Origin of the sequence: Cryobacterium zongtaii (genome assembly GCF_002909375.1) — a bacterium.
GTDB classification, from domain to species: Bacteria; Actinomycetota; Actinomycetes; order Actinomycetales; family Microbacteriaceae; genus Cryobacterium; species Cryobacterium zongtaii.
In genome coordinates, this window is sequence record NZ_PPXD01000020.1 from 113,285 (window position 1) to 127,278 (window position 13,994).

Sequence of the window (13,994 nt, forward strand, 5' to 3'; positions counted from 1 at the left end):
GATGTGGGCGCGGTCGGCGCCGTTCTGCGGGAATCGGTGGCCGGGACCGTCAGAACAGCGGCCAGGGCACCGCGGGCATCCGGCCCTCAGGGGCCGGGAAGCGGCCTTCGGTGCGCAGCCGGTCGCAGCGGGCAGCGAGGGCGACGATCTCGGCGGGAGTGAGCAGGCCGGCGAGTTCGTGCCCGAGCCCGACGGTGAGATCGGCGCTGACCCTGTCGATCCCGGCCAGCTCGTCGATGCTGAGCTCCTCGCCCAGCCAGCCCCAGAGCACGGTGCGCAGCTTGTGGTCGGCGTGGAAGGTGAGCCCGTGGTCGACGCCGTGCCGGTGCCCGTCGGGCATGGCCAGGATGTGGTCTCCCTTGCGGTCGGCATTGTTCACGATGATGTCGAACACGGCCATCCGGCGCAGCGCCACGGAGTCCTCATGGATGAGTGACACCAGCCGGTCCCGCTCGTCCTGGCCGTCGAGCACGTGCCGCCAGCCCTGCTCAGGCATGGTCTCGGCCGGGATCAGGTCCACGGCGTCCTGGCCGGGGTCCCGTTCCTGCCAGAGCTGCGCCATGCCGGGGCCCATCGGGCCGTCGCGCAGCCAGGTGCGGGGCACGACGTTCCAACCGAACGCCTCCGAGACCAGGTACGCCGCCGCCTCCCGGCTGGCCAGGTTGCCGTCGGGGAAGTCCCACAGCGGGTTCTCCCCCGCGATCGGCTTGTAAACCACCGTGACGCCGTCGATGCTGCCTAGGAACGTCGCGTTGGACGCCGTCGTGATCCGCCCGGTGAGTTCGAGGTCACCGTCGACGAGGTCGGCGTCCGGCATGTTCACGCGCCGGGGAGGGTGCAGGTGTGCCCGTCTGCGTCGATGGGATAGCCGCACAGCGGGCAGATGGGTCGGCCGGCGCCCACCACCTCGCGGGTACGTGTGGCGAACGCCCGTGCGGTGCCGACGGGCATCCGCACCAGCAGCATTTCGGCCGGTTCGACGGCAGCGACATCGAGCAGCTCGTCGTCGTCTTCGTCCACGATCGGGAAGGCCTCGAGCACGATCTGCACCGTCGTCGGGTCCCAGCCCAGGCTCATCGAGCCGGTGCGGAATTCCTCGTCGACGGGCTCCAACGGGTCGTTGTCGACCAGTTCGATGGGGGTGCCGGTGGGGATGCTGAACGGGTTGCCCTCGTAGGCGATCAGCTGGTCGAGTATCTCGTCGATCTTCTCGGCGAGCAGCGCGGATTGTTGTTTCTCCAGGGCGATGCTGACGATCTGGGCGCCGGTGCGCACCTGCAGGTAGAAGGTGCGGGAGCCGGGCAGACCGACGGTGCCGACGACGACCCGATCCGGCCAGGCGAACTCATGGACGATTGTAGGCATGCGAGTATTTTAGGCGCGCGATGCGTGCGGAGCCTGATGACCCGCCCCACCGCCGACCGGGGCGTCCGCCGTGGGGGCGCTCGCCGCGAGCCAGGACAGGTCCCCGGCGTCGGTATTGGTGGCGTGCACGGTCGGCCGGCTGCTGCCGTACCGCACGATCGAGACGGATGCCGGACCCACGTTGATCCGCTGGAACAGGTCCAGGTGCATGCCGAAGGCGTCGGCCAGGATCGACTTGATGATGTCACCGTGGCTCACCGCCACCCAGACCGCGCCGGGTCCGTGTTCCGCCTCGAATGCGGCGTCCAGGCGGCGGATCGCGGCGACCGACCTGGCCTGCATCGCTGCCATCGCTTCCCCGTTCGGGAAGGTCACGGCGGACGGCTGGGTCTGCACCACCGACCAGAGCTTCTCGGCCGACAGGTCCTGGAGGGTGCGGCCCTGCCAGTCGCCGTAGTCGCACTCGGAGAGTTCGTCTTCGATCGGCGTCAGCAGCGTGCCGCTCTGGCGGTCGATGATGTGCTGCGCGGTTTCGCGGCAGCGTTCCAGGGGGCTGGAGACCACCCCGACCAGCGGCACCGCGGCGAGCCGCTCCCCCGTGACGACCGCTTGGTCTCGGCCGATCTGGTCGAGCAGAACGCCGGCGGTGCGTCCGGCCAGCAGCCCGGTGGCGTTTGCGGTGGTGCGGCCGTGCCGCACGAGGATGACTGTGGCCATGGCTACAGCCTAGACAGCCAGCCGGGCCCCGAGTGATCGCACGCTTATGAGGACTTCGTGAGGTTTATAGGACGCAATAGCCCAAAGCATCCTATTGATCTCACTATTTCCTAACTTGCGTCGGGGCGAGGTGAAGACCCTGGGCCATGGCGTGGAGGATCTCCGCCTCGACCCGTGGCCAGTCGAAGAGGATCTGCCGGTAGTCGTAGCGCAGAACCGTGAAACCGAGGAGGGCGAGCCTCCGATCGTGCGCGATGTCTGCCCGCCGCTGCTCGGCAGATGAGTGAAAGCTGAAGCCATCGCTCTGCAGCACGAGCCGCTGCCCGATCAGACCATCGACGCGGTGCCCCGCCAGCATGACCTGCTGGCTGACCCGGATGCCGATGGCCGCGAGCCGGGAAACGGGCAGCGTCTCCAGGGCCGAATCGGCCAACCCCGACGCGACCTCCCGCACGGCACGGGCCGCGGCACTGCGCAGGTGCAGCCTCGCGAGCGAGGCCTGGGTCACGAGCTTCTTGTTCAAAGCGGAGTCCCAGACGACGAGAGCGTTCTCGAACGGTTGGCACTCGGCGATGTGCACGAGGGCGTTCTCGATAGGTTCCACAAGTGCGAATCGGGCAACCGGTACCGGTCCGATACTCCAGTGCACCCGCAGGGTTTCGGATGCCGGCACCGCCGTGTTTCTCGGCATGCTGACGTGGTTCATCCCGTCAGAGAGGTGCCACAGCTCAAGCTGCCGGGCAACGCTGAGGCACGCCACCCGCCCGCCGAGCGCAGCCGCGGCGCGCAGATCGGCTGGAGCCGTCGGCAGAGCGAGCCAATCACGGCGGATGCGTTCGCACTCGCCGCCGGCGATGCTCTGCCTGATCGAGTATCGAGTGAACCCCGCACGCAGTGCCTGAGCTGAGTGCGCAACGCCGTGGTGCCGGGCGAGCCAGATGCCGAGGTCCATCCGTATAGTGTCGTGGCGGCATCAGCTCCCACGCAGAAACGATCTCGGCTGTCGAGAACTCGCCCCGTCGCGCCCCTGTGCACAACACGGCATGGCGCCGAAGGATGCGGTGTTCCGTCTAGGTCGCGCGGACGGGCGAGTCGGCGATGCGCGCCGTGACCTCGGCGACAGCGGCGCGCATCTCTCTGACCGAGGCGGGATCGTCGCCCTGTGCCTGCAGTTGCAGGTCCAGAGCGGCCAGCTGCTGCTGAAGGGCCGTCTGCACCTCCCCGGCCGAGCAGGTGTAAGCCAGATCGCTGACCAGTTGCAGAAACCTTCTCACCACCGAGGGGTCGTTGGCGCCGTAATGCCGCATCGGGGACAGCGCATCATGGATAGTGTCTGCCGCTGTGCGGGTAGCCGTCACCACCCGCAGGTTCCCGTCCGCATCGGCGAGGGCGCTGGGAAGCGCCGGCATCTGGAGCGTGCTGGCGACGATCGCGCTGAGGTGCCCGAGGGCGTTCACGGCGGTGGTCGGGTCGTTGATGCCCGGCGACAGCGCGCGCACGCCGATGTCCACGATCTGCTGCACCCCGTAGTCGATGTCCTGCGCCGCGGTGCGTTCGTAGGCAATTGAGTACGCGCCGCGCACCGCATCCGCCACGTCGTCCGCGTCCGGCGGGTCCGTACCGTCCCCGACCGGCCACCACACCATCAGTGGCGTGCCGGCGACGACGTTTTCCCCGACCCGCCTGACCTCCTGGAAGACGAGCGAGTGCGGGGCGGCGTAGGCCACCAGCGCCGCGTGGTCGCGGCCGGTGATGAAACCGCTCACCGCCGCCGTGACGGTGTGCGTCCCGACCGGGATCTGCATCGGCGAGGTATACGCCTGAGCGGCCTCATTGCCGGCACCGACGAGGTCGATGGTGCGGTTCGTTTCGGCGTGGATGTCCTTCAGCATCGTCTCCACCCGCAGCTGGGCGGCTAGGTGGGCGAGGAAGAAGACCAGCATGATGACGCTCACCAGGGTGAGCACGAACGCCGTCGTCACGGCGACCCGGGGAACGAACTCGGCGGCGTCATCCGTCGTCGCTCGCACCGACCGCAGCACCGTGATCGAGTATGCGAAGGTGCCGAGGAAAACAGCCAGCGTCGCGTGCACCTGCCGGTCCCTGGCGAACAACCGCAACACGCGGGGCGACGCCTGGCTGCTGGCCAGCTGCAACGCCACCACCGTGAGAGAGAACGTCAGCGACGTCGCCGTGATCAACGAGCCGGCGATCGACGACAGCACCGACCGGGCCGTCTCTGCTCCCCCGTTGAATATCACCGAGTCCACGGCGGTGGGCAGTTCCGCGTCGATGAGCAGGTCAAGGCGCGGAAGCACGAGCCCCAGCACCACGGCCAGTAGAACCGCCGCCACCGGAAGCGGCCACAACCGTGATTCCACCGACTCGGTCAGGCGCGCCCACCGGGCTCGACCACCGCCTGAACCCCGCATCTCAGCCACAAAACACTCCCGCCGGGTCGGTTCTTCGGTGCACGTCCGGTCAGCATAGCAACCAGGTCTGATCGGGATTCCGGCCGTCGTAAGCCCGAAACGGGCGGTCTCGGTGCCCGCCCAATATCTAGGAACCAGGCGCATTCGGGTGTAGACGTGGTGCAGGGCAGCCAGATGCAGGCGCCACGATCGAGAGCAGGGTTCGGATGGTTGCGGCCACAACGGTGCTGGCGATCATCGTCATCTGGAGTGTGTTCTCGAGGCCGTTGGATCGACGGGGCATCACGTCGGCCCTCTTCTTCACCGTCGTGGGTTTCCTCGTCGGCACGTCGGCGCTCGGCTGGCTCGACATTGCCGTGGAATCCGAGGTCGCCGAGCTTGTGGCCGAGATCGCATTGGTGCTGCTCCTCTTCAGCGACGCCTCCCGCATCGACCTGCGGGCGCTCCGGCGAGAGCTCTCCGTGCCGACCCGCCTGCTGCTGATCGGGCTGCCGCTCACCATGATCGCCGGATCTGTGGTCGGTGCGCTCGTCTTCCCCGACATGGCGCTGGCCTCCGTGGTGCTGCTGGCCACGATGCTGGCCTCCACGGATGCGGCGTTGGGCCAGAAGGTCGTGTCCGACCCGGCCGTCCCCGGGCGGGTGAGGCAGTCCCTCGACGTGGAGAGCGGACTCAACGACGGCCTCGCCGTGCCGTTCTTCCTGGTCACACTCGCGATCGCCAACGCTGAGCTGGAGACCGACGTGCCCTCGGCGGTGATCAGCAGCATGGCCGCCCAGATCGGTTGGGGGCTCATCGGGGGCTTGGTCGCCGGTTTGCTGGGCGGGCTGCTGTTCCGCGCCGCCGACCACCGGGACTGGATCGGCCGGGAGTGGCGCCAGATCGTTCCCCTGGCGGCGGCGCTGCTGGCGTTCACCATCGCCGTGACACTCGGTGGCAGCGGATTCATCGCCGCCTTCGTGGGCGGCCTCGTGTTCGGCAGGTTCTCCGGCACGCGCGGGTCGGCCGTCACCTTGCTGGCCGAGGACTCTGGCGGCTTCCTCGCCGCCGTCACCTGGATCGGGTTCGGCGCGCTGGCCCTCACCCTGGCCCTCCCGTACATCACCTGGCAGGTCGTCCTCTACGCCGCGCTCAGCCTGACGCTGGTACGGATGATCCCGGTCACGATCGCCCTCGCCGGTCAGGGGCTGAAACGGCCCACGGTGGCGTTCATCGGCTGGTTCGGTCCGCGCGGGCTGGCTTCGCTGGTGTTCGCGCTTCTCGCCTTCGAGCGTGGTGTGCCCGAGGGGGACGTCGTGCTCACGACGGTTTTTGTCACCGTCGCGCTGAGCGTGATCCTGCACGGCCTCACGTCGGTTCCGCTGGTCGCCGCCTACCACCGCTGGTACACGGCGCACAGTGCGCAACATCCGGGCGCAGCGGAGGCGGTGCAGGCGACGATGTCCCGCCGCCGACGCCACCTCCCCGGTGCCCACGACGCCTAGCAGGGCCCCACTTTTTCCTCCACCGTCATGCGGCCGAGGAGGTCGGCGATGCGGTCGCCGATGAAACCTCACCGGCTTGTCAACGAGTATCGGCGAGCGGTGGGCCGTCAGCGAGCGGGCAGGCCGGCCAACGGAATCAGCTCCTGAATCCAGGCTTGGTACTGGCGAATTGTCTCGGCGTAGTCCTCTGCCACCCGGTCGAGGTCGCTCTGGGAGACGGTAGCCGCTGCGTCTGCCGTCATCAGGTGGCGCCAGGACTCGAGCAACAGAACGATCTGGTCCGCCAGCGGCCAGCCACGGGCCAGGTGTTCGTTCGCTCCCGGCACGGCCACCATCACGGGCGCCCAATCAGCCATGGCCGTTTGCAGGCGCCGCCGGGCAGCCGATGTGGTGCGAAACATGTGTTGCGGGAACCCGTGTTGCGCACAGAGCGCCATCAGGTTCGCCGTCACCTTGTCACGACTCACGGCGTCGTCCCAGACGCCGCTTTTCGGCGCGAAGTCGGGCTGTATCGACAGGGCGCGGAGATTCGCCAGATTCTCCTCATGATGCTCCGGGGTGAACCCGGGAATTCCAGCGGCATAGAGATCGGCTCCGACGACAGGGGCGAGGAGCATCCGTCCCACATCGTTCACGGTCTGGGCGAGACTGCGAAACGCCACCTTCGACATCCCGTCGTAGCGCAGCCTGTCCCGCGTCTCGGCACGTCTCTTGCTCCACGAATTGACGAGGCCGGCCGTCACGAACGCACCGACAACGCCGTACAGCGCGTCCCGGGAATTGCCGAAGTCCGCGGTCGCGTCTCGCAGCCAGCGCAGGTCGAAGAGGGCCGGGCTCAGCAGCAACCCGATTGCCGCGATGAGAAACCAGTTCTCGCGCCGGAATGCCCCACCCTTCACTGCCGTTTTCTCCCCCAACGTCGGCTCTTTTCTCATCTGTACTCGTCACGGCCCGCTCCGCCCTGCCTGGGCATTCGCAGCCTACCGGCAGGTGGCAGCTATCCGATCGGCGCAAACCCGCGTACGGTCGCTCCATGGCGAACCTCATCGAGAAACTAGCGGAATCGGTGCCCTCCTGGGGCGCGAAACTGGCGTACGGCGAGAAGACCACGCTGGGCGGGCACGACCTGATCCCCGTCGCGCTCGTCGGCTTCGGCTTCGGCGGCGGCGAGGGCTCCAGCGAGATGCCCGACGGCGGCTTCGGCCCAGGCGGCATGGGCGTCGGGGAAGGCAGCGGCGGCGGCGGTGGCGGCTACGCGGTGCCGATCGGCGCCTATGTCGGCGGACCCGACGGGCTGGAATTCCGGCCCAACCGAATCGCCCTGATGGTGGTAACCGTGCCCGTGGTGGCGGCCGCCGGGTTGGCGCTCGCGCAGATCATCCGCGCGCTCAGAGGTGCCGCCCCGAGTTGAGCCGGTCTACGCCGGCGATTCGCCGAGCATCACTCAAGATCTCGCGATCTCCGCCTGACCCGGCGCATCCATCGCTGGGCCTTGTGCGGGGCGTGCGCGGCGCTCACTGCGCCCCCTGTCGGCGACCGCTACCGCTATAGCGGGCGCGGCCGCCCGTAGGAGGTGCAGTGAGCGCTGCCCTGTCACGCGGCGGGGTTCAGCGCCGCAATGGTGGCGGCGTAGCGCCCCTCGACCTCCGCGAACCGCAGGAACTTCACGGTATCAACGAGAATCTCCTGCGCGTCGGGCTGCGCTTCCAGAAGAGCCATAACCTCGTCGGCGAAGGCGTCCAGAGGCATGAAGTGCTCGTTCACCGAGTTGCCGGCCATCAGTTCGGTCTGCACGGCCGGCGGAACGAGCTCAATGACCTGCACGGATGTTCCGGCCAGCTGCATCCGAATGGTCTCGCTGTACTGGTGGATGAAGGCCTTGGTGCCGTTGTAGGTGGGGGTAAAGGCCAGCGGGGTGAAGGCGAGCCCTGACGAGACCGTCATCAGGGTGGCGTCTGGGCGGGTCTGCAGGTGCTCGATGAATGCGGCGACCAGCCGCAGCGGCCCGTTGATGTTGGTCTCGACGATGCGTTCAGCTACGGCCAGGAAACCAGCACCGCGCACATCCTCGGCGTTCATCACCCCGGCCATGGCGATGAGTACGTTCAGGTCGCTGTGCTCGGCCAGAATCTGGTCGCGGGCGGCCAGCACGGAGGCGGGGTCGGTGGTGTCGATGGTGACGCCGGACAGCCCGTGCTCGGCGGCGAGGCGCTGCAACACGTCGGCGCGGCGCCCGCCGATCACGACGGTATTGCCGGCGGCCCGCAATCGCAGGGCCAGGGCGAGTCCGATACCCGAGGTGGCGCCGGGGATGAAAATGGTGTTTCCGGTGATGTTCATGACTCGAGTGTGTGCGGCGGCGACCGGATGCGGGAGAGGAGCCGTTGTCGTAGGACTGCCGGTCCCTGGAGAGCGGCGCGTCGGTGGCGGATGATGGACGCATGGACCAACCTGCTCTCGCCGATTTTCTCCGCTCCCGCCGGAGCGGGCTCCGCCCTGAGGACGTCGGCCTCCCCGCTGGACCGCGTCGATTGGTCCCCGGGTTACGCCGCGAGGAGGTCGCCGCGTTGGCCGGGATGTCCGCGGACTACTACGTGCGGATGGAGCAGGCCCGCAGCCCGCAACCATCCGAACAGATGTTGGCGGCCCTGGCCCGGGCGCTGCGCCTGAGCAACGACGAGCGGGATTACCTGTACCGCCTCGCCGACCACAACGTGCCGGCGCGCACGCCACTGGACACGCACGTTGCCCCCTCCCTGATGCGGGTCTTCGACCGGCTCGAGGAGACCCCGGCGTTGATCCTTTCCAGCCTCGGTGAGACTCTGGCGCAGAACTGGCTGGGCGCGGCGCTTCTCGGCGACCACTCCCGGCACACCGGGCTGGCTCGCAGCAGCGTCTACCGGTGGTTCACCGACCCCACCGATCGGGAGATCTACCCGTTTGCCGACCGGCAGCGGCAGAGCCGGGCCCAGGTGGCCGGCCTCCGTGCGGCCTTCGGCGCGGCGGGTCAGCGCTCGCGAGCGGGTGCGTTGGTGCGAGAGCTGAGCCGGGTGAGCGCAGAATTCACCGAAATCTGGGAACTGCAGGATGTGGCCACCCGCTTCCAGGACCACAAGACGCTGATCCACCCGGAACTGGGTCCGATTGAACTCGACTGCCAGACGCTCCTCACCGAGGACCGTGGTCAGGCGTTGCTCATCCTCACCGCGGCGCCGCGGAGCGAGGCCGCCGAGAAGCTGGCGCTCCTGGCCGTGCTCGGCCATCAGCGCTTCGCGCCGGCTCCCGTGACCCGCGGGCCAGCCCCCGAGTAGTGGTTTCGTGAGCTCGTTGGTGCTACTGCGCCCTGTATGGCCGGGTGCACCCGATGTGGAGGGCGCAAGGGGCCATAGGAGATGCAGTCGTGCTCTCTGCCGACGCCGACATGGACCGGCCGGTGTCAAAACCCCGCCACCGCGCGTACCGTCATCGCCAACAGGAGGCCCGGTCGAGTCGTGAGGTAAGAGCGGAAGCACAGGGTTTCAGGCGGCTTTGTCCGAGGTTGCGCCAAGCAGACCGCGACTGGTCCCGCCCGCCGCCGAGTCCCCGGTTGGCCCGACGGCGGACCAACCTTACGCACGGGACTAGTTCCTGAGGTCGACGGGCATCCTCTTCGGGCCAGAGGCCAGCATCAACGATCCGGGTCGGGTCCGCTCTCGTCGGGGCGAACCGGTCGCGAGGTATGCGCAGACGAATTCCTTCACCATCGCTCCGGCCCGGCCGGTGATGCGAATCGCCCGAGGCCGGTCCGCCTTAGTGAGGAGCTGGATGATCGCCCTCTTCCGCCCGATGCTGATGCACTGAGCGCTGAAACCGACATCGAGCTTCGTCAGGCCCCCACCGCGCAGAACTGCCAGAACGTTGTCTGCCGCGTGGCCGCCAAGGGGCATGGCGATGGCGCACCCCATCCGCAGGTGAGAACCCACGGAGGACGGCGGGTGCACGGCGTCGCCGGCACCGAAGATTTCAGGGTACGCAAGCGAACGGAGTTCCTCGTCGACCAGCAACCGGCCGATCGGGTCGACGTCGAGCCCGCTGCGTCGGGCAAGGTCGGGGACAGCGAAAGAGGCGGTCCAGACGGTGACGTCGCTGGGAAGAAGCGTGCCGTCAAGGAGTTCAACGGCGTCGGCCTGGACCCGGCTGGCGCCGCTCCCCTCCATCACGTTGACTCCGAGCTTCTTCAGTGAACGGAGGACGGACTTGCGGGAGGCCGCGGGGAGATGGGCGAGCACGGCGCCTCTCGACACCAGGGTGACCGACGCTGTCGGGTGCTGTTCCGCGAACTCAGCGGCGGCCTCCACACCCGTCGCCCCGCCCCCGACCACGACAATGCGCTGGCTGTCCGGGCCGGTGGCAAGCGCAAGGCGCGCGGTCTCCGCCCCGTCAGCGTTGCTGAGCAGGTGAGCGAACTCGTCCGCACCGGGTACTCCGAGCGCGGCCGTGCTCCCCACGGCGTAGACCAGGGTGTCATAGGGTTCGCTCGTGATCCCACTGCTCGTAGCGACGGAGAGCACCCGGGCAGGAGCGTCGATCCGGAGCACCGTGCCCAGGACGATCTCGATGCGGTCGTGCAGCATGTCGTCCAGTGGAATCGCGGCGCTCATGCGCACCCCTGCGGCCACTTCGTGCAGGCGCACGCGTTCGATGAAGTCGGTGCGGGGATTCACCACTGCGACGCGCACCCGGCGGCCCTCGGCAGCCGTCAAGGACGCTTGCACCCGGTTTGCCGCGAGGATTCCGGCATAGCCGGCCCCGATGACGACAACCCTGTGCTCGGAACGTGTGCTCATGCGGTCTCTTTCTCGAAAACGGGCGGGTCACAAGTAATGACCGCCACCTCCGCCGAAACGTGACACCTGGCGGCACTCGCGCGGGGCCTGTCACGAATCAGCATTGGAAACGGTGTAGCGGTAAGTTGATGCCGGATCGCACACCGAGCAGAACCGAACAGAGGATGCCGATGGGAGTTCCCAGTCGCGACGTTACCGCAGCAGAAATGGATGAGCTGGCGGCCGGGTTTGAGTCGATGCGCCCCCGGCTTTTCGGCATCGCCTACCGCATGCTCGGCAGCGCAGTGGAAGCAGAGGATGTCGTGCAGGACGCCTGGGTCAAGTGGCAGACGACCGACCGCTCGGGCATCCGCAGCCATCCTGCATTTTTGACGACGATGACGACCCGCCTCACGATCAACGTGGCGGCGTCGTCGCGCATGCGTCGGGAGACCTACATCGGCCCGTGGCTGCCGGAACCGGTGTTCACCGGCGCCGATCCGGAACTGGGAGCGGAGAACACGGAGGCCCTCGAAGTCGGGCTCCTGTTGCTGATGGAACGACTGACGCCACAGGAGCGCGCCGTCTATCTGCTCCACGAGGCCTTCGGCTACACGTTCGGTGAGATCGCCGCGGTCGTTGAGACCACGGAGGCCAACGCCCGCCAGCTCGCCCGGCGTGCCCGCCTGCACCTCAAGGAGCACAGCGACAACCGCGTAACCGTCGCGCAGAAGAACCGTCTGCTCCGCTCCTTCCTCGCCGCCGCTCAAGCCGGCGACCTGGAGGGCCTGCAGACTCTGCTCGCCGACGACATCGTCCTGTACTCGGACGGTGGTGGGAACGTCACCGCCGCGCGCCGGCCGGTCGAAGGTCGCGACCACGTGGCACGGTTCCTTCTCGGCACGGTTCAGAAACTACAGATGCATGTCGAGCTCCATGTCGCCGCAGTCAACGGCTCCGACGCCTTCGTGCTTCGAATGGATGGCGAGCCGTTCCTCGTCGGGGCCATTGGGGTCAGCACCCGCGGTATCGACCGGATCTTCTTCATCATGAACCCGGTGAAGCTCGGCGCCGTGCGCGACGTCCCACTCGAGAGGCACCCGTCGTAGGCTGACAGCACGCGATGGAAAGGAGACCGCCATGGCCCAGACGACATCGGCAGTGACGCCGGCAGTGGCCGAAGTGATGGCAGAGTTGGCCGCCCTTGAGGATCCGCAGATCCGCGCGGTGAACGCCAACCACGGTGACGACCACGGCGTGAACCTCACCAAACTGCGCGCGGTCGCCAAACGGATCAAGACCCAGCCGGAGTTTTCACGGGACCTGTGGGCGACCGGGGACACCGCGGCGCGGCTGCTCGCCCTGCTGATCTGCCGGCCGAAGGCGTTCGAGCGGGATGAGTTGGATGCCATGCTGCGCGAAGCCGGCACACCCAAGGTGCAGGACTGGCTCGTGAACTATGTGGTGAAGAAGAACTCGCACGTCGAGGAGCTGCGCGTGCTTTGGTTCGCCGACACCGACCCCGTGGTCGCCAGCGCCGGTTGGGCGCTGACCACCGAGCGGGTGGCCAAGTCCCCCGAGGGCCTCGACCTGGATGGGCTGCTCGAGCTCATCGAGGCCGAGATGAAGGATGCGCCGGAGCGCCTGCAGTGGGCGATGAACCACTGCCTGGCGCAGATCGGGATCGAGCATCCCGAGCACCGCGCTCGCGCCCTGGCCATCGGCGAGCGCCTGGAGGTACTCAAGGACTACCCGACTCCCCCTGGCTGCACCTCACCGTTCGCACCCGTCTGGATCACCGAGATGGTCAGCCGCCAGAAGGCCTGACGACAGTCGGCTTCGAGCCACGAGTCAACCCGTCGGCAGCCAGGTTCGCGCTGCGGTGACCAGCGCCGTCACCCCGATCGCGAGAGTCGGGTCGATGACCGGAGCGTAATGCGGGGAATGATTCGACGGAACTGTGCGCAGGGCCGGGTCGGTCATGTCCCCGGTGGTGAACAGCTTGGGGTCGGTGCCGCCGAGGAGCCAGTACGACAACGGGGCATCCGCGCTGGTCGCGAGGATTCCGACATCCTCGCTGCCGGCGCCGGCACCCGGGTCAAGAATCTGGTCAGGTCCGAGCCACTCGGCGAAGGCGTGAAGTGTCTTCCCCAGCGCATCCGCATCGTTGACCACGATGGGGAATCGCTCGATCTCGGTGATCGTCGGTTCTTCCGGAGCGCCTGCCGCCTGCGCCTCGCCCTTGGCGATGCGGTCAACGCTGTCGAGGATGTGTTGACGCACCCCGTTGGTGTAGCTGCGGATGTTCAACTGCAGCTCGGCCTCGCCGGGAATCACATTGGCCGCATCGCCGGCATGGATCGAACCGACGGTGAGCACCGCAGTGTCGGTGCTCGGAATCTCCCGCGAGACGATGGTCTGCAGGCGAAGCACGGTCGCCGCCGCCATCACCACCGGGTCGATCGAGTTCTGAGGCATCGAGCCGTGTGCTCCCTCGCCGACAAGACGAACGCGCAGGGAGTCCGACCCCGCATACGACGCACCGGCGTGCCCGGCTATCTTGCCGGCCGGCAACGGGGCCACATGCTGTCCCAGCACGATGTCGGGCTTGGGAACCTTCTCGTAGAGTCCGTCGTCGACCATGGCCTGGGCGCCCGCGCCGAGTTCCTCGGCGGGTTGGAAGACCACGACCAGCGTGCCCGACCAGCTCGACCGGTCGGAGGACAGGACCTCGGCTGCACCGACCAGGCAGGTCGTGTGGAGGTCGTGCCCGCAGGCGTGGGCCACGGGGACAAGCGTGCCGTTCGCGTTGGGTGCGGTCACGGTACTGGCATAGTCGAGCCCGGTGTCTTCCCGGACCGGCAACGCGTCCATGTCGGCGCGCAACAGCGCGGTGGGGCCCGCGCCGTTTTCCAGGACACCGGCCACTCCGGTGCCACCGATGCCGGTGGCGACCTCGAACCCGAGTGTTGTCAGGCGTTTCGCGACGATCTCGGCGGTGCGATGTTCCTGGAAACCGAGTTCGGGGTGAGAGTGCAGATCTTTGTAGAAGTCGGCGAGGGCCGAATCGGCGGTCAGATTCTCATTCACGGTAATCACGTCTGCTTCTTTCGTCGCGGATTTCGCGTTCAATTTAGCGCCGCTCGACACCGATCGAAAGGCCACGCGCAACACCGCCGCGGCCCAAGCGA

Annotated in this window: 14 protein-coding genes; 5 read left to right on the forward strand and 9 right to left on the reverse strand. The window is 67.8% G+C overall.

Translation table 11 applies throughout. The features are described from left to right. Positions 1-49 precede the first annotated feature (49 nt). From C3B61_RS12865 to C3B61_RS12885, 5 genes are all read right to left on the reverse strand, one after another. Entirely contained in the window at positions 50-817 is a 768-nt protein-coding gene (locus tag C3B61_RS12865; RefSeq protein ID WP_103461056.1) for an SCO1664 family protein, read from the reverse strand. Positions 818-819: 2 nt separating this feature from the next. After that, entirely contained in the window at positions 820-1,365 is a 546-nt protein-coding gene (locus tag C3B61_RS12870) for a DUF3090 domain-containing protein (protein WP_103432341.1), read from the reverse strand. Between the two features lie 9 nt (positions 1,366-1,374). Beyond that, positions 1,375-2,082, reverse strand: a complete 708-nt coding sequence (locus C3B61_RS12875; protein WP_103461057.1) for a histidine phosphatase family protein — start codon at positions 2,080-2,082, stop codon at positions 1,375-1,377. A 103-nt stretch (positions 2,083-2,185) separates the two neighbouring features. Beyond that, positions 2,186-3,034, reverse strand: a complete 849-nt coding sequence (locus C3B61_RS12880) for an endonuclease domain-containing protein (RefSeq protein ID WP_103461058.1) — start codon at positions 3,032-3,034, stop codon at positions 2,186-2,188. 118 nt (positions 3,035-3,152) lie between these two features. Next, positions 3,153-4,451, reverse strand: coding sequence for a DUF2254 domain-containing protein (locus C3B61_RS12885; protein ID WP_165791166.1), 1,299 nt, complete (start codon positions 4,449-4,451; stop codon positions 3,153-3,155). A gap of 269 nt (positions 4,452-4,720) precedes the next feature. Here C3B61_RS12885 and C3B61_RS12890 point away from each other — a divergent pair, with 269 nt between their 5' ends. Next, entirely contained in the window at positions 4,721-5,998 is a 1,278-nt protein-coding gene (locus tag C3B61_RS12890; protein WP_103461060.1) for a cation:proton antiporter, read from the forward strand. A 107-nt stretch (positions 5,999-6,105) separates the two neighbouring features. On the opposite strand, the gene C3B61_RS12895 is transcribed toward C3B61_RS12890, so the two are convergent. Then, positions 6,106-6,897, reverse strand: coding sequence for a hypothetical protein (locus tag C3B61_RS12895; RefSeq protein WP_103461061.1), 792 nt, complete (start codon positions 6,895-6,897; stop codon positions 6,106-6,108). Between the two features lie 134 nt (positions 6,898-7,031). Here C3B61_RS12895 and C3B61_RS12900 point away from each other — a divergent pair, with 134 nt between their 5' ends. Beyond that, on the forward strand, positions 7,032-7,409 hold the full coding sequence (locus tag C3B61_RS12900; protein ID WP_103461062.1) for a hypothetical protein: 378 nt from the start codon (positions 7,032-7,034) through the stop codon (positions 7,407-7,409). Between the two features lie 182 nt (positions 7,410-7,591). Here C3B61_RS12900 and C3B61_RS12905 read toward each other — a convergent pair whose 3' ends face one another. Next, positions 7,592-8,338, reverse strand: coding sequence for an SDR family oxidoreductase (locus C3B61_RS12905; RefSeq protein ID WP_103461063.1), 747 nt, complete (start codon positions 8,336-8,338; stop codon positions 7,592-7,594). A 101-nt stretch (positions 8,339-8,439) separates the two neighbouring features. Between C3B61_RS12905 and C3B61_RS12910 the strand changes: the two genes are divergently transcribed. Further along, positions 8,440-9,309 carry an MmyB family transcriptional regulator gene (locus tag C3B61_RS12910; protein WP_103461064.1) on the forward strand — a complete coding sequence of 290 codons (870 nt, stop codon included), beginning with the start codon at positions 8,440-8,442 and terminating at the stop codon, positions 9,307-9,309. Positions 9,310-9,618: 309 nt separating this feature from the next. On the opposite strand, the gene C3B61_RS12915 is transcribed toward C3B61_RS12910, so the two are convergent. Further along, positions 9,619-10,824, reverse strand: a complete 1,206-nt coding sequence (locus C3B61_RS12915; RefSeq protein ID WP_103461065.1) for an NAD(P)/FAD-dependent oxidoreductase — start codon at positions 10,822-10,824, stop codon at positions 9,619-9,621. Positions 10,825-10,994: 170 nt separating this feature from the next. Between C3B61_RS12915 and C3B61_RS12920 the strand changes: the two genes are divergently transcribed. Continuing rightward, positions 10,995-11,912 carry an RNA polymerase sigma-70 factor gene (locus C3B61_RS12920; RefSeq protein WP_103461066.1) on the forward strand — a complete coding sequence of 306 codons (918 nt, stop codon included), beginning with the start codon at positions 10,995-10,997 and terminating at the stop codon, positions 11,910-11,912. A gap of 31 nt (positions 11,913-11,943) precedes the next feature. Continuing rightward, the gene (locus C3B61_RS12925) at positions 11,944-12,630 is read left to right on the forward strand and encodes a DNA alkylation repair protein (protein ID WP_103461067.1); all 687 of its coding nucleotides are present in this window, start codon (positions 11,944-11,946) and stop codon (positions 12,628-12,630) included. A gap of 24 nt (positions 12,631-12,654) precedes the next feature. Here the strand turns inward: C3B61_RS12925 and C3B61_RS12930 are convergent, their stop codons facing one another. Further along, complete coding sequence (locus C3B61_RS12930; protein ID WP_244285930.1) at positions 12,655-13,902, reverse strand: amidohydrolase; 1,248 nt, start codon at positions 13,900-13,902, stop codon at positions 12,655-12,657. Positions 13,903-13,994 lie beyond the last annotated feature (92 nt).

Excerpts from the sequence above, each read along its gene's own strand:
- C3B61_RS12865 (WP_103461056.1), bottom strand. The coding sequence starts at position 817 with ATGCCGGACGCCGACCTCGTCGACGGTGACCTCGAACTCACCGGGCGG.
- C3B61_RS12870 (WP_103432341.1), bottom strand. The coding sequence starts at position 1,365 with ATGCCTACAATCGTCCATGAGTTCGCCTGGCCGGATCGGGTCGTCGTC.
- C3B61_RS12875 (WP_103461057.1), bottom strand. The coding sequence starts at position 2,082 with ATGGCCACAGTCATCCTCGTGCGGCACGGCCGCACCACCGCAAACGCC.
- C3B61_RS12880 (WP_103461058.1), bottom strand. The coding sequence starts at position 3,034 with ATGGACCTCGGCATCTGGCTCGCCCGGCACCACGGCGTTGCGCACTCA.
- C3B61_RS12890 (WP_103461060.1), top strand. The coding sequence starts at position 4,721 with ATGGTTGCGGCCACAACGGTGCTGGCGATCATCGTCATCTGGAGTGTG.
- C3B61_RS12900 (WP_103461062.1), top strand. The coding sequence starts at position 7,032 with ATGGCGAACCTCATCGAGAAACTAGCGGAATCGGTGCCCTCCTGGGGC.
- C3B61_RS12905 (WP_103461063.1), bottom strand. The coding sequence starts at position 8,338 with ATGAACATCACCGGAAACACCATTTTCATCCCCGGCGCCACCTCGGGT.
- C3B61_RS12910 (WP_103461064.1), top strand. The coding sequence starts at position 8,440 with ATGGACCAACCTGCTCTCGCCGATTTTCTCCGCTCCCGCCGGAGCGGG.
- C3B61_RS12915 (WP_103461065.1), bottom strand. The coding sequence starts at position 10,824 with ATGAGCACACGTTCCGAGCACAGGGTTGTCGTCATCGGGGCCGGCTAT.
- C3B61_RS12920 (WP_103461066.1), top strand. The coding sequence starts at position 10,995 with ATGGGAGTTCCCAGTCGCGACGTTACCGCAGCAGAAATGGATGAGCTG.
- C3B61_RS12925 (WP_103461067.1), top strand. The coding sequence starts at position 11,944 with ATGGCCCAGACGACATCGGCAGTGACGCCGGCAGTGGCCGAAGTGATG.